The organism is Kitasatospora sp. NPDC059088 (assembly GCF_042738155.1).
Classification (GTDB): Bacteria; Actinomycetota; Actinomycetes; order Streptomycetales; family Streptomycetaceae; genus Kitasatospora.
Genome location: NZ_JBHYGR010000002.1, coordinates 49,278 through 73,682 on the forward strand (window position 1 = coordinate 49,278; position 24,405 = coordinate 73,682).

Annotated in this window: 17 protein-coding genes and 1 pseudogene; 5 read left to right on the forward strand and 13 right to left on the reverse strand. The window is 75.1% G+C overall.

The genetic code is table 11. The features are described 5' to 3' along the window. Positions 1-138 precede the first annotated feature (138 nt). The 5 genes from sucD to ACFWXO_RS01155 all read right to left on the reverse strand — a co-directional run bounded on the left by sucD (position 139) and on the right by ACFWXO_RS01155 (position 7,250). A complete protein-coding gene (gene sucD / locus ACFWXO_RS01135) occupies positions 139-1,029 on the reverse strand; it encodes a succinate--CoA ligase subunit alpha (RefSeq protein WP_375882209.1) in 891 nt (296 codons plus the stop codon). Positions 1,030-1,047: 18 nt separating this feature from the next. Then, positions 1,048-2,220: an ADP-forming succinate--CoA ligase subunit beta gene (gene sucC, locus ACFWXO_RS01140; RefSeq protein ID WP_375882207.1), complete on the reverse strand. Its 1,173-nt coding sequence runs from the start codon at positions 2,218-2,220 to the stop codon at positions 1,048-1,050. A gap of 342 nt (positions 2,221-2,562) precedes the next feature. After that, complete coding sequence (locus tag ACFWXO_RS01145; protein WP_380521186.1) at positions 2,563-3,744, reverse strand: VWA domain-containing protein; 1,182 nt, start codon at positions 3,742-3,744, stop codon at positions 2,563-2,565. Between the two features lie 42 nt (positions 3,745-3,786). Beyond that, positions 3,787-6,171, reverse strand: coding sequence for a DUF5682 family protein (locus ACFWXO_RS01150; RefSeq protein ID WP_380521187.1), 2,385 nt, complete (start codon positions 6,169-6,171; stop codon positions 3,787-3,789). Continuing rightward, on the reverse strand, positions 6,168-7,250 hold the full coding sequence (locus ACFWXO_RS01155; RefSeq protein ID WP_380521189.1) for an AAA family ATPase: 1,083 nt from the start codon (positions 7,248-7,250) through the stop codon (positions 6,168-6,170). Before ACFWXO_RS01155 ends, ACFWXO_RS01150 begins: the two co-directional genes overlap by 4 nt. A 179-nt stretch (positions 7,251-7,429) precedes the next feature. Between ACFWXO_RS01155 and ACFWXO_RS01160 the strand changes: the two genes are divergently transcribed. Together ACFWXO_RS01160 and ACFWXO_RS01165 are read left to right on the forward strand one after the other, a co-directional pair. Next, positions 7,430-8,743, forward strand: coding sequence for an SWIM zinc finger family protein (locus ACFWXO_RS01160; protein ID WP_380521190.1), 1,314 nt, complete (start codon positions 7,430-7,432; stop codon positions 8,741-8,743). A 65-nt stretch (positions 8,744-8,808) separates the two neighbouring features. Further along, positions 8,809-10,455, forward strand: coding sequence for a DUF5691 domain-containing protein (locus ACFWXO_RS01165; RefSeq protein WP_380521192.1), 1,647 nt, complete (start codon positions 8,809-8,811; stop codon positions 10,453-10,455). Positions 10,456-10,578: 123 nt separating this feature from the next. Here the strand turns inward: ACFWXO_RS01165 and ACFWXO_RS01170 are convergent, their stop codons facing one another. Then, a complete protein-coding gene (locus tag ACFWXO_RS01170; RefSeq protein ID WP_375882192.1) occupies positions 10,579-10,986 on the reverse strand; it encodes a cobalamin B12-binding domain-containing protein in 408 nt (135 codons plus the stop codon). A 338-nt stretch (positions 10,987-11,324) separates the two neighbouring features. On the opposite strand from ACFWXO_RS01170, the gene ACFWXO_RS01175 reads away from it, so the two are divergent. Beyond that, entirely contained in the window at positions 11,325-12,113 is a 789-nt protein-coding gene (locus ACFWXO_RS01175) for a M23 family metallopeptidase (protein WP_375882190.1), read from the forward strand. A gap of 24 nt (positions 12,114-12,137) precedes the next feature. On the opposite strand, the gene pcrA is transcribed toward ACFWXO_RS01175, so the two are convergent. The 3 genes from pcrA to ACFWXO_RS01190 all read right to left on the reverse strand — a co-directional run bounded on the left by pcrA (position 12,138) and on the right by ACFWXO_RS01190 (position 16,892). Continuing rightward, positions 12,138-14,780, reverse strand: a complete 2,643-nt coding sequence (gene pcrA / locus ACFWXO_RS01180) for a DNA helicase PcrA (RefSeq protein ID WP_380521194.1) — start codon at positions 14,778-14,780, stop codon at positions 12,138-12,140. 86 nt (positions 14,781-14,866) lie between these two features. Then, a complete protein-coding gene (locus tag ACFWXO_RS01185; RefSeq protein ID WP_375882185.1) occupies positions 14,867-15,544 on the reverse strand; it encodes a LuxR C-terminal-related transcriptional regulator in 678 nt (225 codons plus the stop codon). Beyond that, the gene (locus tag ACFWXO_RS01190) at positions 15,537-16,892 is read right to left on the reverse strand and encodes a PspC domain-containing protein (RefSeq protein WP_380521319.1); all 1,356 of its coding nucleotides are present in this window, start codon (positions 16,890-16,892) and stop codon (positions 15,537-15,539) included. Before ACFWXO_RS01190 ends, ACFWXO_RS01185 begins: the two co-directional genes overlap by 8 nt. A 264-nt stretch (positions 16,893-17,156) precedes the next feature. Between ACFWXO_RS01190 and ACFWXO_RS01195 the strand changes: the two genes are divergently transcribed. Both ACFWXO_RS01195 and ACFWXO_RS01200 read left to right on the forward strand, forming a co-directional pair. Further along, positions 17,157-18,578, forward strand: coding sequence for a PspC domain-containing protein (locus tag ACFWXO_RS01195; RefSeq protein WP_380521195.1), 1,422 nt, complete (start codon positions 17,157-17,159; stop codon positions 18,576-18,578). After that, positions 18,575-18,784, forward strand: coding sequence for a hypothetical protein (locus tag ACFWXO_RS01200; RefSeq protein ID WP_375882181.1), 210 nt, complete (start codon positions 18,575-18,577; stop codon positions 18,782-18,784). The genes ACFWXO_RS01195 and ACFWXO_RS01200 overlap by 4 nt, the downstream gene beginning before the upstream one ends. A gap of 15 nt (positions 18,785-18,799) precedes the next feature. Here ACFWXO_RS01200 and ACFWXO_RS01205 read toward each other — a convergent pair whose 3' ends face one another. From ACFWXO_RS01205 to ACFWXO_RS01220, 4 genes and pseudogenes are all read right to left on the reverse strand, one after another. Next, a complete protein-coding gene (locus ACFWXO_RS01205) occupies positions 18,800-19,258 on the reverse strand; it encodes a ubiquinol-cytochrome c reductase iron-sulfur subunit (protein ID WP_380521322.1) in 459 nt (152 codons plus the stop codon). A gap of 42 nt (positions 19,259-19,300) precedes the next feature. Continuing rightward, positions 19,301-19,834 (reverse strand): annotated as a pseudogene (locus tag ACFWXO_RS01210) (DoxX family membrane protein); the annotation flags it as partial. A 172-nt stretch (positions 19,835-20,006) separates the two neighbouring features. Beyond that, positions 20,007-21,575 (reverse strand): glutamine-hydrolyzing GMP synthase, encoded by a 1,569-nt coding sequence (guaA, locus tag ACFWXO_RS01215; RefSeq protein ID WP_375882178.1) that lies wholly within the window; start codon positions 21,573-21,575, stop codon positions 20,007-20,009. Positions 21,576-22,632: 1,057 nt separating this feature from the next. Beyond that, a complete protein-coding gene (locus ACFWXO_RS01220) occupies positions 22,633-24,291 on the reverse strand; it encodes a hypothetical protein (protein ID WP_380521198.1) in 1,659 nt (552 codons plus the stop codon). Positions 24,292-24,405 lie beyond the last annotated feature (114 nt).

Here is a 24,405-nt window from a genome sequence, read left to right on the forward strand (position 1 = left end):
CGCGGGGCTCGCCCCCCGGGGGCGCGCGCGGCCCGGCCCCCCCGCCGGGGCGCACGGCGCCGCGGCCCCGGGGGCCCGGGGCGGGGCGCGCGCCCCCCCCCCCCGGGGGGGGGGCGCTCGGCGCGCGGGTGACCGGGATCAGCCCTTGGCGGCGATGATCTCGCGGGCCAGGCGGGCGGTCTCGGACGGCGTCTTGCCGACCTTGACACCGGCGGCCTCGAGGGCCTCCTTCTTCGCCTGGGCGGTGCCCGAGGAGCCCGAGACGATGGCGCCGGCGTGGCCCATGGTCTTGCCCTCGGGGGCGGTGAAGCCCGCGACGTAGCCGACGACCGGCTTGGTGACGTGCTCGGCGATGTAGGCCGCGGCACGCTCCTCGGCGTCGCCACCGATCTCACCGATCATGACGATGATCTCGGTCTCCGGGTCCTCCTGGAAGGCCTTGAGGGCGTCGATGTGGGTGGTCCCGATGACCGGGTCACCGCCGATGCCCACGGCCGAGGAGAAGCCGATGTCGCGCAGCTCGTACATGAGCTGGTAGGTCAGGGTGCCCGACTTCGAGACCAGACCGATCTTGCCGGAGGTGGTGATGTCGGCCGGGATGATGCCGGCGTTCGACTGTCCGGGGCTGATCAGGCCGGGGCAGTTCGGGCCGATGATCCGGGTCTTGTTGCCCTTCGAACCGGCGTGCGCCCAGAAGGCGGCGGTGTCGTGCACCGGAACGCCCTCGGTGATGACGACGGCCAGGCCGATCTCGGCGTCGATGGCCTCGATGACGGCGGCCTTGGTGAAGGCCGGCGGCACGAAGAGGACGGAGACGTCGGCGCCGGTCTCCTTCATGGCCTCGGCGACGGAGCCGAAGACCGGGATCTCGGTGCCGTCGACGTCGACCGTGGTGCCGGCCTTGCGCGGGTTGACACCGCCGACGATCTGGGTGCCGGAGGCGAGCATGCGGCGGGTGTGCTTCATGCCCTCGGCGCCGGTCATGCCCTGGACGATGACCTTGCTGTCCTTGGTAAGGAAGATAGCCATGGTGTTAAGTCCCCTTCCTTACTTGTTGGCCAGCTCGGCGGCGCGGTCAGCGGCGCCGTCCATGGTGTCCACGCGCTGGACCAGCGGGTGGTTGGCGTCGTCGAGGATCTTGCGACCCAGCTCCGCGTTGTTGCCGTCCAGGCGGACGACCAGCGGCTTGGTGACGTTCTCGCCCTTGCTCTCCAGGAGCGCGAGGGCCTGCACGATGCCGTTGGCGACCGCGTCACAGGCGGTGATGCCACCGAAGACGTTGACGAAGACCGACTTGACGTCGGGGTCGCCCAGGATGATCTCCAGGCCGTTCGCCATGACCTCGGCGGAGGCGCCGCCACCGATGTCCAGGAAGTTGGCGGGCTTGACGCCGCCGTGGTTCTCACCGGCGTAGGCGACCACGTCGAGGGTGCTCATGACGAGGCCCGCGCCGTTGCCGATGATGCCGACCTGGCCGTCGAGCTTGACGTAGTTCAGGCCCTTGGCCTTGGCAGCGGCCTCCAGCGGGTTGGCCGCGGCCTTGTCCTCGAGCGCCTCGTGCTCGGGCTGACGGAACTCGGCGTTCTCGTCCAGGGAGACCTTGCCGTCGAGCGCGATGATCTTGCCGTCGCCGGACTTGATCAGCGGGTTGACCTCGACGAGGAGGGCGTCCTCCTTGATGAAGACGGTCCACAGCTTCTGCAGGACGTCGGCGACCTGGTCGGCGACCTCGGCCGGGAACTTCGCCGCGGCGACGATCTCGGCGGCCTTCTCCGGGGTGCAGCCCTCGTTGGCGTCGACCGGGATCTTGGCGAGCGCCTCGGGGTTCTGCTCGGCGACGACCTCGATCTCCACGCCGCCCTCGACGCTGGCCATGGCCAGGAAGGTGCGGTTGGTGCGGTCCAGCAGGAACGAGACGTAGTACTCGTCCTTGATGTCCGCGGTCTGGGCCAGCATCACCTTGTGAACGGTGTGGCCCTTGATGTCCATACCGAGGATCGCCTCGGCCTTGGCGACGGCGTCGGCCGGGTCGGCGGCGAGCTTCACGCCACCGGCCTTGCCACGGCCGCCGACCTTCACCTGAGCCTTGACGACGGCGCGTCCGCCGAAGCGCTCGGCGATGGCGCGAGCGGCTTCGGGGGTCTCGATGACATCACCGTCAAGCACGGGCACGCCGTGCTTGGCGAAGAGGTCCCTCGCCTGGTACTCGAACAGGTCCACGTGTGTTCGTCCTTGTTCGTGGTCGCGGATTGTGTCTCTACGAGCGTGCCACGGCAGGATCTTCGCTGCGGGTCGTCGAAGCGGTGCGGGTACGCAGAGGTACGGCCTTGCGGCCCACACAGCCACGGGCGCACACGTCAATCAACACGCGCGTCACGTCCGTCTGGCAGGTTATCCCCGTGGGACGGGACTGTTCCGCCCGGGGCCTGTCCGCCATGGGTGAGAACCGTCACAGATCGGCCTCCGGCCGTCGACGGCACCCGCGGTCCACCGATCGAGTGATTCACACGTTCGAGTGAAGTCGTCACCCCCCGGTCAAAGCTCCCGGTCAGGGGCTCCCGGTCAGGGCTCCCCGTCGGCCGCCCCCGTCGGGTGCTGCGGGATCGGACGCTTCTCGATCGCCGCCGCCATGATCCCGGGGAAGGCGTCCGGGGTGCAGGCGAAGGCCGGGGCGCCGAGCGCGGCCAGGGCGGCGGCGTGGGCGTGGTCGTACGCGGGGGCGCCCTCGTCGGACAGCGCGAGCAGCGCGACGAACTGGACGCCCGCCGCCTTCATCGCGGCGACCCGCCGCAGCATGCCGTCCCGGACACCGCCCTCGTACAGGTCGCTGATCAGCACCACGACGGTCTCCGACGGCCGGGTGATCCTCGACTGGCAGTAGGCGAGGGCCCGGTCGATGTCGGTGCCGCCGCCGAGCCGGGTGGCGAACAGGACGTCCACCGGGTCGGTCAGCTGCTCGGTGAGGTCGACCACCGAGGTGTCGAAGACGACCAGCCGGGTGTCCAGGCTGGGCATCGAGGCGAGCACCGCGCCGAACACCGCGGCGTGGACGACGGACGGCGCCATCGAGCCGGACTGGTCGACGCAGAGGATGACGTCCTTCCTCACCGCCCGCCGGGCCCGGGCGTGGCCGACCAGCCGCTCGGGCACGACGGTGCCGTGCTCGGGCAGGTAGTTCCTCAGGTTGGCCCGGATCGTCCGGTCCCAGTCGATGTCCCGGTGGCGCGGCCGGTTCACCCGGGCGCTGCGGTCCAGGGCTCCGCCCAGGGCGGTCCTGGTCCGGTCCGCCAGTCGGCGCTCCAGGTCGGCGACCACCTTGCCGACCACGGCCCGGGCGGTCTCCCGGGTGGTCTCGGGCAGCGCGTGCCGGAGCGACAGCAGGGTGCCGACCAGGTGCACGTCCGGCTCGACGGCCTCCAGCATCTCCGGCTCCAGCAGCAGCCGGTCCAGGCCGAGCCGGGTGATCGCGTCCTGCTGCATCAGCTGGACGACGGTGGACGGGAAGTACTCCCGGATGTCGCCCAGCCAGCGGGCCACCTGCGGGGCCGAACCGCCCAGCCCGGCCGCGCGGCGGCCGCCCCGGGGCGTCCTGCCGCCCTCCTCCGGCGCACCCCGGTAGAGCGCGGCGAGGGCGCCGTCCATCGCGGCGTCGCGACCGCGCAGGGTGCAGCCGGTCCCGTCGGCCGCGCCGCCGAGCACCAGGCGCCAGCGGCGCAGCCGTTCGTCGGTCGGGGTCGATGCCATCGGGTCCTCCTGGTGCGGCGGGCGGGTCGGGGGCGGGCGGGGTCAGGTGTCGCGGCCGGCGGGCTGGCGGGGGATCCGCGGGCGGACGCCGAGCAGGACGGCCAGCACCGGGACGGCCGCGTCGGCGCGGTCCGGGTCCAGTGCGCCGCCGGTCCCGGGCGCCGCCGGGGCGGCGTCCAGCGGACCGGCGGCGACCCGGGCGCCGATGGTGGTGCGCACGCCCGCCTCCAGCCCGGCGAAGGTGCGCCGCAGCAGTGGCAGGACATCGGTGAACACCTCGCCGCCGACCCCGCAGAGCCACTCGTCCAGCAGGGCGAGCAGCCGGGGGTCGTGCAGCAGCAGGGCGCCGCCGCCGGCGAGGAAGCCCTCGACCCAACCGGCCGCGTCGGCCGGGGCGTTGGCCGTCGACAGCACCAGCCGGAGCCGTCGGCCGACCTCCTCCGCGTCCAACCGGCCGTCATCGAGCAGCAGCCGGACGGCGCGGCCGCGCAGCAGGCCGGGGACGCCGGTGGCCGGGGAGCCGGCGGGCTCGCGGCGGGCCAACGAGCGCAGGGCGGTGGCCCAGCGCTCGGGCAGTCCGTCGGGCAGTCCGTCGGGGGCCCCGGCGGCATCGGCGACAGCAGCAGTACCGACAACAGTGGTACCGGCGGCGGCCGGGCCCGGGCCGAGCAGGGCGATCGCGCCGTGCACCTCGTCGATCCGGGCCCGCATCGCCGCCGCCCCGTCCGCGTCCAGGCCGACGCAGGCGGGTGGCAGCCCGACGCAGACCCGCTCGGCCAGCCCGGCCGCGGCCCCGGCCAGCGCGCCGTGGTCGGTGCCGCGCACGTCGCCGTAGCGCAGCGCCCGGACCAGCGCCGGCAGCGCGGCCGCCAGGTGCGCGACATCGGTGTCCAGGGCCGCGCAGTCCGCCAGCACCCGCATCACCGCGGGCAGCGCACCGGACAGCCCGGCCAGCAGGCAGGTCTCCACCAGGCCGGTCAGCTCGGCGAGTTCGACGGCGGCGCGGGCGGTGCCGACCGCCTTGCCGACGGCGGCCTGCTCCACCGTGGTGCCCCACTGGGCGGCCTCGGCGATCCGGACCGCGAACTCCGGCTGCCAGCAGAGCCGCCAGCTCTCCCGGAAGGTGCCGGTGGAGTGGACCGGGGACCGGGCCGGCACGCCCCACCCGACGCCCAGCAGCCGCAGCCGGTGCAGCAGCCGGGAGCGGGCCGCGTCGGTGTCCTTGCGCAGGTCGAGGTCGAGGTCCCGGGGCGCGGCCTCCGGTCTGAGCCGCAGCGAGCGCTGCAGCCGCGCCAGGTCGCGCTGCAGCGGCACCGCCGGTGCGCCGTCCGGCACCTCGCCGAGCGCGTCGCCGACCACCAGGCGGTCCCGGACGAGTTCCAGCGCGACGTCCGAACCCTCGCAGAGCACCGCGCGGACGGCGTCCAGGGTCTCGGTCAGCCCGGCGAGCGGGCGGCCGCGCAGCACCGCGAGGGTCTCGGCGAGCCGGACCGCCTCGATCACGTGGGCGGAGGAGACCGGGTGGTCCTCGGCGCGCAGCAGGTCGGCGGCCCGGGTGAGCCAGCGCGGCACCGGGTCGCCCTCGGTGCTGAACAGGTGGTGGTACCAGCCGGGCGACCGGACGCCCGCGCCGTAGCCGGCGGCCTGGGAGAGCCGGCGGTGCGTCCACGGGATCCAGGTGATGTCCGCCCGCACCCTCTTCGGCAGCCCGGCGAGCAGGGCCCGGTCGTGCGCGACGGTGGGCGCGGTCGCCAGCGCGGGCACGTGGAAGGCGCCGCAGACCACGGCGATCCGGCGGTGACCGGCCCGCCGGGCGGCCCGGATCCGCTGACGCATGTGGGCCTCCCGCAGTTCGTCCCGGCGGGACTCGCCGAGGCCCTCGGCGCGCAGCGCCGCCATCGCCTCGGCGACGGCGGCGAACGGTGCCAGCGCGTCCGCGCCGGGGGCACGGTGCTCGACCACGTCCTCCCACCAGCGCTCCGGGTCGTCGTGGCCGGCGGCCCCGGCGAGCAGCGCCAGCGGGTCCGCGGGCAGTTCCTCGGCGGCCTCCCCGCCCTCCTCGGCCGGGTCGTCCGCCCGGTCCCAGGGCCGGTCCCCCGCGGCCTGTGCGAAGGCGTACCCGGCGGGCAGGTCGATGAAGTGCACCGGCAGGCCGTGGTCCACCGCGTACCGGATCGCCACCCACTCCGGGGAGAACGCGGCGTACGGCCAGAACGCGGCCCGCGACGGGTCGTCCACCGCGTGGGCGAGCAGGGCGACCGGCGGCACCAGGTCCTTCCCGGCCGCCAGGTGGACGACGGCGTCGGCCTCCACCGGGCCCTCGATCAGCACCGCGTCCGGCCGCCACTGCGCCAGCGCGGCCGCCACCGCCCGGGCCGAGCCGGGGCCGTGGTGCCGGATGCCCAGCAGGGCGACCTCCGAGGTCACGCCGTCACCTCGCGGGCCGCGCGGTAGAAGTCCTTCCAGCCGTCGCGCTCGCGCACCACCCCTTCGACGTACTCGCGCCACACCGCCCGGTCCGCCACCGGGTCGCGGACGACCGCGCCGAGGATGCCGGCCGTCACGTCCCCGGCGCGCAGCACGCCGTCGCCGAAGTGGGTGGCCAGGGCCAGGCCGTTGGTCACCACCGAGATCGCCTCGGCGGTGGAGAGGGTGCCGCTCGGGGTCTTGACCTTCGTCCGGCCGTCCACGGTGAGACCGGCCCGCAGCTCCCGGAAGACCGTCACCACGCGCCTGATCTCCTCGGCGCCGCCGGGCAGTTCGGGCAGGTCGAGGGAGCGGCCGAGCTGGTTGACCCGGCGGGTGACGATGTCGACCTCCTCGTCCAGCGAGCCGGGCAGGGGCAGCACCACGGTGTTGAAGCGGCGGCGCAGCGCGCTGGACAGCTCGTTGACGCCGCGGTCCCGGTCGTTGGCGGTGGCGATCACGTTGAAGCCGCGCACGGCCTGCGTCTCGCCGCCCAACTCCGGTACCGGCAGGGTCTTCTCGGACAGGATGGTGATCAGGCCGTCCTGCACGTCGGCCGGGATGCGGGTCAGCTCCTCGATCCGGGCGAGCTTGCCGTCCGCCATCGCCCGCATCAGCGGCGAGGGCACCAGGGCGTCCCGGCTGGGGCCTTGGGTCAGCAGCCGGGCGTAGTTCCAGCCGTACCGGACGGCCTCCTCGGGGGTGCCCGCGGTGCCCTGCACCAGCAGCGTGGAGTCGCCGCTGACCGCGGCGGCCAGGTGCTCGGACACCCAGGTCTTCGCGGTGCCGGGCACGCCGAGCAGCAGCAGCGCGCGGTCCGTCGCCAGGGTGGTGACGGCGACCTCGACGATCCGGCGCGGACCGATGTACTTGGGGGTGATCCGGGTGCCGTCCGGCAGCTCGCCGCCGAGCAGGTACGTCGCCACGGCCCACGGCGAGAGCTTCCAGCGCTCGGGGCGCGGGCGGTCGTCCTGGGCGGCCAGCGCGGCCAGTTCGCCGGCGAACGCGTCCTCGGCGTGCTGCCGCAGAACGTCGGTCATGGGGGCTCCTTGAGGTCGGCCGCCGGGCCCGCGGGTGCCCCGGTGGTGAGGTGAACGGAGGGAGCCAGGTCGGCGTCCCGGCCTGTGGGAACCACCTTGCAACGCGGCACTGACAACCGCCGGACGGGCGCCGGACGGGCCGTCAGCCACTGTCAGTGCCCCCGCCTACCGTCGGTCGCATGGAGGAACGCTGGAGCACCGAACACGTCCTGTCGCTGGCCCCTGACGCCACGTCGCGCAAGGCCGCGGGCGAGCTGTCCACACCCGCGCCCTGGACCGGCACGGGCACCGACGGCGCCGCCCTCTGGGGCGAGTGCCGGGGCGGCGGCCGCACGCCGTACCGCACCGTGATCGAACTCGCCACGCCCGCCTACCGGTGCAGCTGCCCCGGCCGGAAGCTCCCGTGCAAGCACGCGCTCGGACTCCTCCTGCTGTGGAGCGGCGCCCCCGAGGCCGTACCGGCCGGCGAGCCCGCCGACTGGGCGGCCGAATGGCTGGAGGCCCGGCGGGAACGGGCCGAGAAGCGCGCGAGCGCCCCGGCCGACCCGGAGGCCGCCCGCCGCCGGGCCGAGCGGCGCGGCGCCCGGGTCGCGGCCGGCGCGGCCGAACTGCGGCTGCGGCTCGCCGACCGGATCCGGCACGGCCTGGCCGACCAGTCCTCGGCCGGCCCCTGGGAGGAGGTCGCGGCCCGGATGGTCGACGCCCAGGCCCCCGGACTCGCCGCCCGGGTACGGGAGTTGGACACCCTGCCGGAGGACCGGCTGCTGGAGGAGTACGCGATGCTGCACCTGCTGGCCACCGCCGCCACCCGGGTCGACGAGCTGCCGGCCGCGCTGGCCGCCACCGTCCGCGCCCGGGTCGGCTACACCCTGGACGCCGCCGAGGTGCTCGCCGGCCCGACCGTACGGGACCGCTGGCTGGTGCTCGGCAGCCGCACCGTGCCGATGGAAGGGGCGACCGACGAGCGGCTCACCACCCGCCGGGTCTGGCTGCGCGGCGCCAAGACCGGCCGCCCCGCCCTGCTGCTCGCCTTCGGCCGCCCCGGCCGGGCCCCCGACCTCGCCCTGCCCACCGGCCACCTGCTGGAGGCCGAACTCGCCTACCACCCCGGCGCCCGCCCGCTGCGCGCCGTGCTCGGCACCCGCTACGGCGCCCCCGGGCCCGGCCCGGCCGCCCCGCCCGCCGGGCTCACCGTCGCCGAGGCGGTCGCCGGGTACGGCGGCGCGGTGGCCGACGACCCGTGGCTGGACAGCTGGCCGACCGTGCTCGCCGGGGTCGTCCCGGTCCGCGCCCCGGACGGCTGGCACCTGACGGACGGCCACCACACCGTCCCGGTACGGCCCTCGGCCGTCCCCGAGGCCGCCCTGTGGCGGCTGGCCGCGGTCTCCACCGGCCGCCCGCTGACGGTCTTCGGCGAGTACGGCCACCAGGGTTTCGCCCCGGTCACCGCCTGGACCGCCGAGCACCGCCCGGTCGGCCTCACGTCCGGCTAGGCCCTGTCCGGCCGATCCCGCCGGGCGCGCCCCAAGGAGAACCCGACGTCCCAGGAGAACCGACGATGACCCTCACCCAGGACCCGTGGGAGCCGCTGCGGACCAGCGCCCTGCTCGGCACCGACCGGCGGCCGCTGCCGCCCACCGCGCTGCCGCTCGCCGAGGCCGTGGACCCGTCCGATCCGGCCACCGCCCTGCTGGAGCTGGCCGCGCTGGCCACCGTCCGCCGCCGGGCCGGCGCCCTGCCGGTACCGGCCGCCGGGCCGCCCGGGCCACCCGCCCCCGAGGACCCCCGCCCCGAACTGCCCGAGGCGGCCGCCCGCCGGCTGGCCGTCCTGCTCGGCGGGCGCACCGGCGGCACCGGCGGCGCCACCCTGGCCAACCTCGCCGAGCTGCTGCCGCAGTGGCTCGCCGCCGCCCGGGCCGCGGGCCTGCGGCCGCCCGCCGCGCTGATCCCCGGGCTGCTCGACGCCGCCCGGGCCCGCAGCGAACTGCGCTCCGACGCCGTCGCGTTGGCCGGCCCGCCGGGCCGCTGGCTGGCCGCGCAGAACCCCGACTGGCGGTTCGTGCTGCGCACCACCGCCGCCGGGCCGGCCCGGCGACCGGCGGACCCGGGCACCCCGGCCGACCCGGCGGACCCGGCGGACCCGGCCGACCACCGGCTGTGGCACGAGGGCCTGTTCGCCGAGCGGGTCACCCACCTGACCCTGCTGCGCCGCCACGACCCGGCCGCCGGACTGGAGCTGCTGCGCAGCACCTGGCCCACCGAGCGCGCCGAGGACCGGCTGCTCTTCCTGGACGCCCTCCAGGACGGCCTCTCCCCCGCCGACGAGCCCTTCCTGGAGGCCGCCCTGGGCGACCGCAGCAAGAACGTCCGCGCCACCGCCGCCGAACTGCTCTCCACCCTGCCCGACTCGGCGCTCGCCCGGCGGATGGCCGAGCGGGCCCGGGCCGCCGTCCGGCTCGCCGACAGCGGCACCCACCTGCTGGTCACCCCGCCCACCGAGTGCGACGAGCGGATGCAGCGCGACGGCATCGCCCCCAAGTCCCCCACCGGGCGCGGCGAACGTGCCTGGTGGTTCGGCGAGTTGGTGGCCGCCGCGCCGCTGTCGGTCTGGCCGGCCGACACCGGTCTGACGCCCGGGCAGCTGCTCGCGCTGCGGGTCGGCGACAGCCTGGACGAGACCAGCAGCAGCTGGGCCGACGACCTGCGGGAGGCCTGGGCGCGCGCCGCCGTACGCCAGCACGACGCCGACTGGGCCCGCGCCCTGCTCGGCCCGGCCCCCGCCCCGCCGACCCGGGGCGCCGGGCGGGCCCGGGGCGCGCGGGTGACCGGCGCCCCGGCGAAGCTGCTGGCCGTGCTCCCGCCCGAGGAGCGGGCCGCCTGGACGGCCGCCTTCGTCGAGGTGCACGGCCTGGCCGAGGCCTTCCAACTGCTCGGGGCCTGCGCCACCCCGTGGACGCCGCCGCTGTCCACCGCCGTGGTGACGGCGCTGGCCCGGGCCGCCGCCTCCGGCGCGTACCCGTGGAGCCACAGCGGGGTGCTCGGGATGACGGAGCGCGCGCTCGCCCCCGGGACGGCCGCCGCGGTGGAGGAGCTGGCCGCCGGGGCCCCGCCCGACTCCGCCTGGTCGGAGACCTTCGCCCGGCTGGCCGGGACCCTGCGCTTCCGGGCGGCGATGCTCGACGAACTGACGGTCACGCCGGGTTGACGCACCGGCGGGCCGGGCAGCCGGTACGGCCGGGCGGGCAGCACGGCCGTACCGGAGCGCGCCCCGGGAACGCCCGAGCGGGCCGGTCCAGGACGGACCGGCCCGCTCGGCGCGCGGCGGAGCTCAGCCGGCGGTCCGCAGGTTGGCCTCGACCCAGGCGACCACGTCCCGGGTGGTGGTGCCCGGGGTGAAGATGTCGGCGATGCCCATCGCCTTGAGCTCGGCGATGTCCTCGTCCGGGATGATCCCGCCGCAGAAGACCTTGATGTCCTCGGCGTCCCGCTCCTTCAACAGCTCCAGCACCCGGGCGCACAGGGTCATGTGGGCGCCGGAGAGGATCGACAGCCCGATGCCGTCCGCGTCCTCCTGGATCGCGGTGTCGACCACCTGCTCGGGGGTCTGGTGCAGCCCGGTGTAGATGACCTCCATACCGGCGTCGCGCAGGGCGCGCGCGATGACCTTGGCGCCACGGTCGTGACCGTCGAGCCCCGGCTTGGCGACCACCACACGGATCGGCCCCGACACACTCATCACTGCCTCCTGGACCTCGTCGTCCATCATCCGACCGGGCTTCGTGGGCCCACGGTGCGGTTGACGCGGTTAACGCTCGATAACCAACCAACCTGAGGGGAGATTAGCGCCACCCGCCCCGGTTGGCCGAGCCACCTCCCAAGAGGAGGGCAAAGTCACAGCGCCGGGCCTTGCTACCAGCGGGTACTCCCGTCGACGGGCCCCCGGACACCGCGCGGACCCCCGTGCGCCCCCTTGACAACCGGCGGTTTTTCCGGGGTGTCGGCCGTGGGGCTACAGTCACGCCTGTTTACCTCGCCCGACGACGTGACCGAGGCCCACCGAGGAGGCAGCCCCCGATGGCTCCCGAAGCAGCCGCCCGCCCCACCCGTGCGGAGCTGCGCCTCGCCGCCCGCGAGCAGTCCCGCGCCCAGCGCCGCGGCGCCGCCAAGGCGGCCACCCGGGCCGCCCTGTTCCGGGTCGCGGTGCCCTCGGTGGCCGCGCTCGGGGTCGCCGGGGCGGCGGGCGCGGCGGTGGTCCAGGAACAGGCCGACCGGGCGCCGGCCCAGGCCTCGGCGCCCGACGCCCCCACCGGACCGGCCGCAGCGCAGAGCGCCCGGCAGGCGCTCGCCCACACCGACCAGGACCAGGCCTCGCGCGGCGACGCCCGCGGGCCGCTGACCGGCACCCAGCCCGGCGACGGCACGCCCACCGCCACCCCGACCGCCCAGCCGACCCCCGAGCCGGTCAAGCCCAAGGTGGTCATGCCGGTCGCCCGGCACGGCCTGGGCGAGCTGTTCGGCGCCTCCGGCGAGCACTGGGCCCGGCGGCACACCGGCATCGACTTCCCGGTGGACGGCGGCTCCGAGGTGTACGCCGTCACCGACGGCACGCTCCGGACACAGTGGAACCCGTTCTACGGCTACATGTCGATGCTGAAGATGCCGGACGGCACCGAGGCCTGGTACTGCCACCTGCGCAGCTACAAGGTCCGCAAGGGGCCGGTGAAGCAGGGCGACGTGATCGCCTTCGTCGGCAGCAGCGGCAACAGCACCGGACCGCACCTGCACTTCGAGATCAGGCCGAAGGACAGCGGGCCGATCGACCCGCTGCCCTGGTTCCTCGCGAACGGGCTGGACCCGAGGTAGCCCCCGGGGCCCGCCGCGGACGCCCTACAGCTTCTCGACCGGCGCGTAGCGCAGCACCAGCCGCTTGCGGCCGCCCGAGCCGAAGTCCACCTCGGCCTGCGCGTTGTCGCCGGCGCCCGTCACGCCCACCACGGTGCCCAGCCCGAAGGTGTCGTGGGTGACCCGGTCGCCGACGGCGAGCGAGGCGACCTCGCGCTCCACGACCTTGCCGCCGCGCCGCACCGACTGCCCCCAGCCCGCCTTCGGCGCGGCCGAAGCGGACGACGAGGACCGCGAACTCCCGCCCCCGGACGAGGACTTGCCCCAGGAGGAGCCCGAGGAGAAGCCGCGCTGGACCGGCGCCTGGGCCGCCCCCGTCCGCTTCCACTCGACCAGCGCCCCCGGGATCTCCTCCAGGAACCGCGAGGCCGGGTTGTAGGCCGGCTGCCCCCAGGCACTGCGCAGCACCGAACGGGTCAGGTAGAGCCGCTCGCGGGCCCGGGTGAGGCCGACGTACGCAAGCCGGCGCTCCTCCTCCAGCTCCTTGACCTGGTTGAGCGCCCGCATGTGCGGGAAGATCCCGTCCTCCATGCCGGTCAGGAAGACGACCGGGAACTCCAGGCCCTTGGCGGTGTGCAGGGTCATCATCGTGATGACGCCCTGACCCTCCTCGTCGTCGTCCGGGATCTGGTCGGAGTCGGCGACCAGCGCGACCCGCTCCAGGAAGTCGGCCAGCGAGCCGACCGGCGGCGCGCCGTCCTCCCCGGCGTCCGGCCGCTCGCCCGGGTCCTGCTCGTACTCCAGCGCCACCGACGCGAGTTCCTGGAGGTTCTCCACCCGGGTCTCGTCCTGCGGGTCGGTGGAGGCCTGGAGCTCGGCCAGGTAGCCGGTCTCCTCCAGGACGGCCTCCAGCACCGCCGCCGGGCCCGCGCCCGACTCGACGACCTGGCGCAGCCCGGCCATCAGGACGTTGAACTTCTTGACGGCGTTGGCCGAGCGCGCGGCCATCCCGTACGCCTCGTCGACCCGCACCAGCGCCTGGGCGAAGGAGATCCGCTCCCGGGCGGCCAGCGCGTCGACCATCGCCTCGGCCCGCTCACCGATGCCGCGCTTGGGCACGTTGAGGATCCGGCGCAGCGGCACGGTGTCCTCCGGGTTGGAGAGCACCCGCAGGTAGGCCAGGACGTCCCGGACCTCCTTGCGCTCGTAGAAGCGCACCCCGCCGACCACCTTGTACGGCAGGCCGACCCGGATGAACACCTCCTCGAACACCCGGGACTGGGCGTTGGTGCGGTAGAAGATCGCGACGTCGCCGGGCTTGGCCTCGCCCTTGTCGGTGAGCCGGTCGATCTCGTCGGCGATGAACTGGGCCTCGCCGTGCTCGTCGTCCGCGACGTAGCCGACCACCTTCTCGCCGTGGTCCCCGGCCGTCCAGAGCTTCTTCTCGCGCCGGTTGGCGTTGCGCTCGATGACGGCGTTGGCGGCGCTCAGGATGGTCTGGGTGGAGCGGTAGTTCTGCTCCAGCAGGATCGTGGTCGCGTTCGGGTAGTCCTCCTCGAACTGGAGGATGTTGCGGATGGTCGCGCCGCGGAAGGCGTAGATCGACTGGTCCGCGTCACCGACCACGCACAGCTCGGCGGGCGGCACCTCGGCGAGGTGCGCGGCGGCCGGGTTCACGAACTCGCCGTCCACGGTGCGCCTGGGGGCGGCGGCGACCGAGCCCCCGCTCAGCTCGCGGACCAGCATGTACTGGGCGTGGTTGGTGTCCTGGTACTCGTCGACCAGGATGTGCCGGAACCGGCGGCGGTAGTGCTCGGCGACGTCCGGGAAGGCCTGCAGCAGGTTCACCGTCGTCATGATGATGTCGTCGAAGTCGAGCGCGTTGGCCTCGCGCAGCCGCCGCTGGTAGAGCGCGTACGCCTCGGCGAGCTTCTTCTCCATCGGGTTGGCGGCCTGGTCGGCGAAGGTCTCCTCGTCGATCAGCTCGTTCTTGAGGTTGCTGACCTTCGCCGTGAAGGACTTCGGCGGGAACTGCTTGGGGTCCAGGTCGAGGTCGCGGCAGACCAGCGACATCAGCCGCTGGGAGTCGGCCGAGTCGTAGATCGAGAAGCTGGAGGTGAAGCCCAGCAGCTTGGACTCGCGGCGCAGGATCCGCACGCAGGCGCTGTGGAAGGTGGACACCCACATCGCCCGGGCGCGCGGGCCGACCAGCGCCTCGACGCGCTCGCGCATCTCGCCCGCGGCCTTGTTGGTGAAGGTGATCGCCAGGATCTCGCCCGGCTGCACCCCGCGGGCGCCCAGCAGGTGGGCGATCCGGTGGGTCAGCACCCGGGTCTTGCCGGAGCCGGCGCCGGCCACGATCAGCAGCGGCGAGCCGGCGTGCAGCACGGCCTCGCGCTGGGGGTCGTTCATCCCCTCCAGCAGCTGCGCCGGGTCGACCACCGTCCGCGCGGAGCCGTTGCGGTACCAGGCGTCCCGCTCGGCCTCGGCGGCGCCACTCGGCTGATTGAAAGCAGTCGTGTGGAACAGCCCGTCCGGGATCGCCTCCTCGTACGCGTCGTACGGGACTTCGTCCTCGTACGGCGGGGGCTCCTCGTCGGCGGCGTCGACGGGCACGGCGGGCTGCTTCGACCCGGCGGCGGGTGCCTCGAAACCGGGGAGCGGGAGGTCGTCAAAGAGGCTACTCATGGCAATGACGAGTCTATGGCCACCCACCGACAAGCCCGCCCGCCCCGGGGGATCCGGGGCGGGCGGGCTCGACGACGACGCGGGGCTCAGACCAGGCGGCGGGCGGTGGCCCAGCGGGTGAGCTCGTGGCGGTTGCTGAGCTGGAGCTTGCGCAGGACGGCGGAGACGTGGCTCTCGACGGTCTTCACCGAGATGAAGAGCTGCTTGGCGATCTCCTTGTAGGCGTAGCCGCGGGCGATCAGCCGCAGCACCTCGCGCTCGCGCTGGGTGAGCCGGTCCAGGTCCTCGTCCACCGGCGGGGTGTCGGTGGCGGCGAAGGCGTCCAGGACGAAGCCGGCCAGCCGGGGCGAGAAGACCGCGTCGCCGTCGCCGATCCGGAAGATCGCGTCGACCAGGTCGGTGCCGGTGATGGTCTTGGTGACGTAGCCGCGGGCTCCGCCGCGGATCACGCCGATGACGTCCTCGGCGGCGTCCGAGACGGAGAGCGCCAGGAACTTCACTCCCCCCTGCTCGCCCATCACGCCGGCCGAGCGGCGCAGCACCTCGACGCCGCCGCCGCCGGGCAGGTGGACGTCGAGCAGGACGACGTCCGGCCTGGTCTCGGCGACCACCCGGACCGCCGAGTCCACGTCGTCGGCCTCGCCCACCACGTCGATCCCGGTCACGTCGGTGCGGCCGATCTCGGCCCGGACCCCCGTCCGGAACATCCGGTGGTCGTCCACCAGCACGACCCTGGCCGTGCGCCCCGGCTCTGCCTCAGTCATTCGTTCTCTCCATCTCCAGCTCGACCTCGGTGCCGCCGCCCGCCGCCGGCCGCACCCGCGCGGTGCCGCCGTGCCGCTTCATCCGGCCGATGATCGACTCCCGTACGCCCATCCGGTCCTCGGGCACCGTGTCGGGGTCGAAGCCGGGTCCGTGGTCGCGGATGAACACCGACACCGTCCTCCCCTCCACCTCGGCGTAGACCTGGACCGGTCCCCCGCCACCGTACTTGGCCGCGTTGACGGTCGCCTCCCTCGCGGCCTGCATCTGTGCCGCGACTTTCTCGTCCATCGGGCAGTCGCCGACGATGACCAGCTCGACCGGGACGCCGTGCCGGTCCTCGACCTCGGCGACGGCGGCGCGCAGGGTCTCCGCCATGGTGTCCGGCGCGGCCTCGGCGGCGGCCTCCGGGCGGTACAGCCACAGCCGCAGCTCGCGCTCCTGGGAGCGGGCCAGCCGGAGCACCTCCTTGGGGTCCTCGGCCCGGCGCTGGATCAGGGTGAGGGTGTGCAGCACCGAGTCGTGGATGTGCGCGGCGATCTCGGCGCGCTCCTGGGCCCGGATGCGGGCGGTGCGCTCGGCGCCGAGGTCCTGCCAGAGCCGCAGGCCGTACGGGCCGAGCAGCACCAGCACGCCGGCCAGCACGGCGAGCGAGGCCTCGATCACCGAGCCGAGGGTGGAGCCGCTGCCCTGCATGGCGAGCAGCGCGATGGTGCCGACCACCGCGAGCAGCACGCCCGCGCCGACCCGGGTGTAGGCGCTGCGGCGCTTCTCGCCCTCCTCGATGCCGAACCAGCGCTGCCAGCGCGAGTCGTCGGCCTGCCGCCAGACCAGCGCGACGCCGACGCCGATCGCCAGCAGCGGCCAGGTGTACGGCTTGGCGGTCTGCCAGCCGAGCACGTTCAGCAGCGCGATCAGGCCGATCACGACCATGACCAGGGCGGCGAGCTGGCCGATGCCGCCCTGCCCGGTCCGGCCGCCGGGCCGGGTGCCGGCCTCGCCCTCGCCCTCCGCGGCGGTGGCGGTGGCGGCCGCGACCGGCTCGCCCTGGAGCGCGTGCTGGAGCAGTTCGCGCAGCCGGCCGACCCACCCGCCGCCGCCCGACTTGGTCACCGGGGTGCCCGGCCGCAGCCAGGGCGAGGTCGGGACGTAGACGCCGTTGACGTTCACCCAGTGGGTGCCGCCGCGCTGCGAGGGCTCGCCGATGCCGATCGGCACCACGAACCAGAACGCCGCGTACAGCAGCGCCCCGATCCCCTGCGCGAAGAACAGCAGCACGAAGGCCAGCCGGACCCAGCGGACGGGCAGCCCGAGGTGCACCGCCAGGCCGTGCGCGACGCCGCCCAGCATCCGCCCCTGCGGGCTGCGGTAGAGCCGGCGGTAGGGCGGCCGACCGTCGGCGGGCGCGTTCGGGTCGGCGCCGGCCGGCGCCGCGGCGTCGGGGGCGAGGGGGCGGGGATCGGTACCGGGTGCTGCCACGTCACCGATGGTTCCACGCGGGCGCCTCCGGGCGCATCAGGGTGGCGCCCCCCAGTCCTCTCAGGGAGAAGTCAGGGTAGGGACAGGGCCCTACCCGGTTGGGCCCGCCCGCCCGCTGCCGGAAGGATGGTGCCCATGACCGAGGACCACATCCAGGAGGCCGGGCCCACCGCCCCGCCGGAACCGGAGCGCCCGCCGCTCACCAGGACCGAGCACCACCGCGTGGTGGCCGGCGTCTGCGGCGGCCTCGGACGGCACCTGGACATCGACCCGGTGGTGTTCCGGGTGGTCACCGTGGTGCTCTGCCTCTCCGGCGGCCTCGGACTCTTCCTGTACGGCCTGGCCTGGCTGATCGTCCCGACCGAGGCCGGCGAGGGCAAGGGCCGCGGCGGGCGCACCGAGCTCCAGCGGGTGCTGACCGGCCGGGTCGACGGCCAGTCGATCGGCGCGGTCCTGCTGACCGTGATCGGCACCGGGGTGTTCTTCTCCTCGATGGGCGACGGCGACCAGCTGTTCCCGCTGCTGCTGCTCGGCGGCCTGGTCTTCCTGGCGGTGCGCTACGACCCGGAGCGCCGCCGCGGCGGTTTCCGGGGCCGCGGCCGCCGCCGCGGCGGCCCGTACGACCGGCACTTCCCCGATGCCGAGGGCCAGGGCTGGCCGTCGGACGAGGCCCGGGCCCGGCACGCCGCCGCGCAGGCCGCCGGGACCGTCCCCGCCGACTCCCCCGCCCCCGGCCCGAGCGGCTACCTGTGGGACCCCCGCCACCCCGAGCGCAACCCGTACGGCGCCACCGACCAGGGCGGCACCCCGCCGCCCGGTGCGGGCCCCAAGGTGCCGCCGCCGGGCGGCCCGGCCCAGGCCTGGTGGCAGCGGGCCGACCTCCCGGCCGGCGACCCGCTGCGCAAGGAGCGTCCGGAGCGGCGCGAGCCGGCCGTCGTCCGGCACCCCAAGGAGCGCTCGCCGCTCGGCTTCTTCGGCTTCCTGCTGGCGATCGGCGCCGCCACCGCGGTCTGGTCCGCCTCGGTCGGCCACACCGACGTCACCAGGCTGAGCACCGTGGTGCTGGCCACCGGGCTGCTGGTGATCGGCCTGACCCTGCTGCTGGCCGCGAAGTTCGGCAAGGCCCGCAAGCTCGCGGTGCTGGGCCTGCTGACCACGCTGGCGCTGGCCTTCGCCGGCCACTCGCCGCACACCGTGCAGGACGCCGTCGGCGACCGCACCTGGACGGTCGCCGCGGCCACGGACCTCAAGGACCGCTACAACCTCGGCGCCGGCAACATCCGGCTGGACCTCTCCCGGCTGGACCCGGCCGGCGGCACCGTCGCCACCAAGGTCGACCTCGGGGCCGGCGAACTGGTGGTCACCGTGCCGGCCGACGTCACGGTGGACCTGGTCGCCCGGGTCGGCCTGGGCAACGTGACCGTCCCCGGCGGCCAGGGCGGCGGCACCGGACGGCACGTCTACCAGCTCGGCCCGGTGGACGGCCGCCCGTCCAAGGGCACCATCGACCTCCAACTCGGCATCGGCATCGGCGACATCAAGGTGGTCCAGCAGTGAGGAAGCACCGGCTCGACCTGTTCTCGCTGATCGCGGGCGGGCTGTTCACCGTGATCGCCGTGCTCTACCTGGTGGCGGCGCTCAACGACCGGTCGGTGAACGGACGCGTCGTCGTCCCGGTCACCTTCATCGTGCTCGGCGTCGGCGGCCTGGCCGGCGCGGTCGCCGCGGTGGCCCGGCGGGGCCGGCCGGACCGCGACGAGTAGGGCGTGCCGTGCGGCTCAGCTCTGCTGCGGGCCCAGGGTCAGCTTGTCGCCGTTCCGGCTGACGGCGTAGCGGGGCAGCGGCTTGACCGCCGGGCCGTTGACCACGGCGCCGGTCGCGGCGTCGAAGCGGGAGCCGTGGCAGGGGCAGTACAGCTGGCCGTTCTTCGGGGCGTCCACCGCGCAGCCGGAGTGGGTGCAGACGGCGGAGAAGGCGCAGTACTGGCCGGCCTTGGGCTGCACGATGTAGACGCCGTCCCCGGTGGCCGGGTCCTTGACCTGGGCCGAGCCGCCGACCGGCACGCTCGCCGCGGCGACGCTGGGGGCGGGCGCGGCGGGCGCCGTCGCGGTGCCGCCGGGGGCCGGGGCCGCGGACTGCTTGGGCGCGGCCTTGCCGCCGCGGCCGAAGGTGCGGGTGAGCGAGCCGGTCAGCAGCCCGGCGCCGCCGATCGCGACCGCCGCGATGCCGCCGTCCACCAGCGCCCGGCGCTTGACGTGCTCCTCGGTCAGCCCGCGCTCGCGGTCCCGGCCGGCCCGGCGGGCGAGGTAGCCGTCCACCGACAGGTACGGCGTGCCGGCCAGCAGCAGCGGGGTCCAGGCCATCAGGTAGCCGAGGTCGTTGCCGAGGTAGTACGGCGAGACGTTCCAGCTGACGGTCAGCCACAGGCTGAGGTTGATCAGCGCGCCGCCGAGCGCCGCGATCCGGCCCCAGAGGCCGAGCAGGGTGCCGAGGCCGACCGCCAGTTCACCGAAGGCGATGGCCAGCGCGGACAGCGTCGGCGAGTCCAGCGCGGGGCCGAGCAGGAAGCCGATCGGGCTGCCGCCCGCCTTGGCGGCCTGCGTCTGCGAGACGAAGGAGGCCGGGTCGCCGGCGCCGGCCAGGAAGTGCGCGTCGGAGAGCTTGTCCAGGGCGGCGTAGACGAAGGTGACGCCGAGGAACAGCCGCAGCGGCAGCAGCGCGTACCTGGACGCGAACGCCCGCCGCTGGGCCGCCCGGTCGGCCCGGCCGGCCGGCCCTCCGTCGATCGCCTCGGAGTCGCTGACCTCCGACATCCCGCACACCTTCCCTCGCGGCCTGCCACTCCCTGACAGGTCCGGTCCGCATTCTGCCCGCTCCTGCACGCTTTCGGTGGGACGTACCGGGGCCGGGGCCGAGAACGGCCGCGCCGCCGTTCCCTTCACTACGGGAACGACGGCGCGGCTGTTCAGGCTTCGCGGGGAGTGCTCACTCCCACTCGATGGTGCCCGGCGGCTTGCTGGTGACGTCGACGACGACGCGGTTGACGTCGCGGACCTCGTTGGTGATCCGGGTGGAGATCTTCGCCAGCACGTCGTACGGCAGGCGCGACCAGTCGGCGGTCATGGCGTCCTCGGAGGAGACCGGACGCAGCACGATCGGGTGACCGTAGGTGCGGCCGTCGCCCTGCACGCCCACGCTGCGCACGTCGGCGAGCAGCACGACCGGGCACTGCCAGATCTCGCGGTCCAGGCCGGCCGCGGTCAGCTCCTCGCGGGCGATCGCGTCGGCGTCGCGGAGCAGGTCCAGGCGCTCCTGGGTGACCTCGCCGACGATCCGGATGCCCAGGCCCGGGCCCGGGAACGGCTGGCGCTGGACGATCTCCTCCGGCAGGCCCAGCTCCTGGCCGACCATCCGGACCTCGTCCTTGAACAGCTTGCGCAGCGGCTCGACCAGCTGGAACTGGAGGTCCTCGGGCAGGCCGCCGACGTTGTGGTGGGACTTGATGTTGGCGGTGCCGGTGCCGCCGCCGGACTCCACCACGTCCGGGTACAGGGTGCCCTGGACCAGGAAGTCGACCGACTCGCCGTTGGCGCCGGCCTCGGCCACGATCTCGGCCTGGGCCTGCTCGAAGACCCGGATGAACTCGCGGCCGATGATCTTGCGCTTCTCCTCGGGGTCGGTGACCCCCTTGAGCGCGCCCAGGAAGCGCTCCGAGGCGTCGACGACCTTGAGCTGGACGCCGGTGGCGGCCACGAAGTCCTTCTCGACCTGCTCGGTCTCGCCCTTGCGCATCAGGCCGTGGTCGACGTAGACGCAGGTCAGCCGGTCGCCGATGGCCTTGTTGACCAGGGCCGCGGCGACCGCGGAGTCCACGCCGCCGGACAGGCCGCAGATCGCGCGCTTGTTGCCGACCTGCGCGCGGATCAGGGCGATCTGCTCCTCGACCACGCTGCCGGTGGTCCAGGTCGGGGCGATGCCGGCGCCGCGGTAGAGGAAGTGCTCCAGGATCTGCTGGCCGTGGTCGGAGTGCAGCACCTCGGGGTGGTACTGGACGCCGTACAGCCGGGCCTCGTCGTTCTCGAAGGCCGCGACCGGGACCACCTCGGTGGACGCGGTGACGGTGAAGCCCTCGGGGGCGGCGGAGCAGGCGTCGCCGTGCGACATCCACACCGAGTGCTCCGCCGGGACGCCCTCGAACAGGGTGGAGCCGGTGCGGGAGACCTTCAGCGGGGTGCGGCCGTACTCGCGGGCGCCGCTGTTGTCGACGGTGCCGCCCAGGGTCTTGGCCATCAGCTGGAAGCCGTAGCACATGCCGAAGACCGGGACACCGGCCTCGAAGATCGCACGGTCGAGCTGCGGCGCGCCCTCTTCGTAGACCGACGACGGACCGCCGGAGAGGATGATCGCCTTGGGGTTCTTGGCGAGCATCTCGGCGACCGGCATGCTGCTCGGCACGATCTCGCTGTAGACCCGCGCCTCACGCACCCGACGGGCGATGAGCTGGGCGTACTGGGCACCGAAGTCGACCACCAGGACGGTGTCGTTGTCCGGCACGGACTGGACGGGAATTGCAGAGGACACAGACGGCCTTCCGGCAGCGGTATCAGCGGTATCGAGGTGTCGCGCGCAGCCGCCTCCCCGACGGAGGGCAGCGGCGGCGGACGGGTGTGGGTGTCTGGACACCGATTCTACCGGGCTGTCCGGTTTCACTCGTCTGCACGTCCAAAGGACCGTGACCGGGCGGGGCCGCCCTTCGTTGCTTCTGACGACCGCACGAGTGCGCCGCGTCCGCCAGACGCGCCGCCACCGCCCCGACCGGGGCACCGCCGTGCGGGTGCAGGACCACGCGTGGAGCTTCACCCCAGTCCACCGGCGCATGTGGCGCCGCCGCCCCGGCCCGCCGGGGAGCGGCTCCGTGGGACCGTGCGCGGGTGCCGCGGCCGGCCAGCAGGGGACAGCGACCCCGGCCGCGACTGGGCCGAGAGGTGGGACGGCCGGCTCCCCGGGGACGCCCGGGACCGGCCGTCGCACCGCCCTTCGATCCGCCCTTCGATCCGGGCCGCGCCCCGGGCGCACCACCCCCGCCGTCCCGCGCTGCTACGCGCGTCCCCGTGCGCCGCAACCCCCCAGATCACTACTCACCGTGATCATTCGACGCGGTGCCGCCGGTAAATGGACTGTGCCGAACTGTGCCGAATCGGTTGCAGAACGGCCCCTCCGTCCACCACGATGCTCGGTGTGACCGGTTCTCCCGGCGGCCGGCAGGCCTCCCGTGGGGCCCCGGACCATGGCCTCCGCAGTCGCCGTCCGGAACGACGACAGCGGTCGTCACCTCACGCTCCGTGAGCAAGGGACCGGCGCAGACCTGCCCGCCGACCACGCCGCACGGAGCCGCGCGTCCCGCGCCACCGGCCACCCACGCCGGCGCCGCACGGGCGCACCACGAGCCGACCGACCCGACGGCGCTCCTCCCCCGGCGCCGTCACCCCCCAGCACCGGCGCAGCCCTGACGCCGCGTGCTGAGCGACAAAGGGCCCCGTTCCCCCGCGGGGCCCTTTGCCCTTTCCGCGGCACGCTTCTCCGCCGCGCGCTTCCCCGCCGCGCGCCGGCCCTAAGGGTGGTCGCGCCAGACCGTCGGGTCCACCGGCTCCTCGCCCGGCCGCGCCTCGGCGGGGGCCGGGGCCGGCGGCACCTCGTGCGAGCCGATCACCTCGCTGACCCCGGCCACCGCCGACGCCTCCGCCACCGGCGCGGCCGCCACCGGCCCGGGCGGCGGCGCCTGGGCCGGCACCGCTCCGTAGGGCGGCCCCGCCGGGTACGGCGCCTCCGGCGGCACCGTCCCGTGCGTCCCGTACGCCGCCGAGCCGTACGGCGCCGCGCCGTACAGCGCCGCGTCGCGACCGCCGAGCGCCGCCAGCAGCGCGGGCACCAGCAGCGCACCCACCGCCGCCCAGACCGCGCTGGCCACCAGCACGCCGAGGAACACCAGGCCGACCGAGGTGTCCTGGGTGGTGACCGAGCGGTTCGAGCCGCCCCAGCCGCTTGAGTCCGGTGCCAGGAAGGACATCGCCGAGCTGGTCAGCCCGCCGGACGCCGCCGTCAGCCCGGTCAGCAGCACGGCGTACACCACCGCCAGCCGGACCCGGTCGGCCGCGTCCAGCCGCCGCCGGTGGGCCGTCCAGCCGAGCAGCACCGCCCCGGCGAGCGCCAGCAGGGCGGCCCAGCGCCAGTCGGCGCTCTGGTCGTGCAGGTCGAAGAAGGAGAACTCCGTCCGGCGGCCGCCGGGATCGCCCCAGCCCGGGGCGTCCCCGCCCAGGCTGGTGCCCGCCCGGAGGGTCGCGCCCGAGCCCAGGCCGAGCAGCCCCAGGCCGAGGTTGGGCAGGAAGGCCAGCGAGACCGCCGTCTGCCAGCCCCGGTCGCTGTTGGCCGCGACCAGCACGAAGGCCGTCACCGAGGCCAGGCCCAGGGTCAGCGCCAGCGCCTGGCCGGCCGTCAGCGCCGCGACCGCCCAGCCGCGCACCGAGCGGTTGCGCCAGGCGGCCCAGCGCAGCGCGTCGGTGCCGTAGACGGCGAAGGCCAGCAGCCCGCCGAGCAGGACGGTCCAGCCGACCGCCCAGAGCCAGCCGGAGTCGGTGCTGTACGTCGGCTTCCCCAGGCTCAGCGCGGTGCCGTAGTAGTCCGGGTTCCGTTCGGCCGTCGCGGGCTGCCAGCTGGTGCTGCCGACCAGGCCGAGCACCGCGGTCACCAGGCCGAGCACCACCGCCGTGCGCAGCGCCTCGCCGCCGGCCTGGCCGCGGGTCAGCTGGGTGCCGTCCGCCTTGCGCCGGCGCCGCCCGGCCCGCAGGCCGAGCCAGAGGGCCAGGCCCCACAGGACGGTGACGGTCATCGGCACCACCCAGAAGGTGACGTCCAGGCCCTCCGAGCGGCCCCGGCCGACCGGGCTCCGCAGGCCGAGCCGGAACGGCGCCCCGAGCGCGTTCAGCGCCATCGCCAGGGTGGCGAGGAGGCGGTCGCCGAAGTCGGGCGTCGGGAAGGTCCGGTCGTAGGTGTAGTCGCTCGGGATCGCCGCGACCAGCGCGGCCAGCAGCAGCACCAGGGTCGGGGCGACGGCGGCCCGCAGGGCGGGGCGCCAGTCCGGGCCGGCCAGCAGCCGCCGGCCGGGCGAGGACGGCTGGTACGGCCGGCCGGCGCCCCAGCTGCCCAGCGCGGGCGGGCCGCCGACCGGCGGGTACCCGGCGCCCGGCGGCGGGGGGTACCCGGCCGGCGGCACCGGCGGCGCGGCAGGCGGTACCGGCGGTCCGAGCGGCACCGGCGGCGCGGCAGACGGCGGGGGCGGGGGCGGGGGCGCCCACGGCCGACCGCAGGAGCCGCAGGCGGGCGCCCC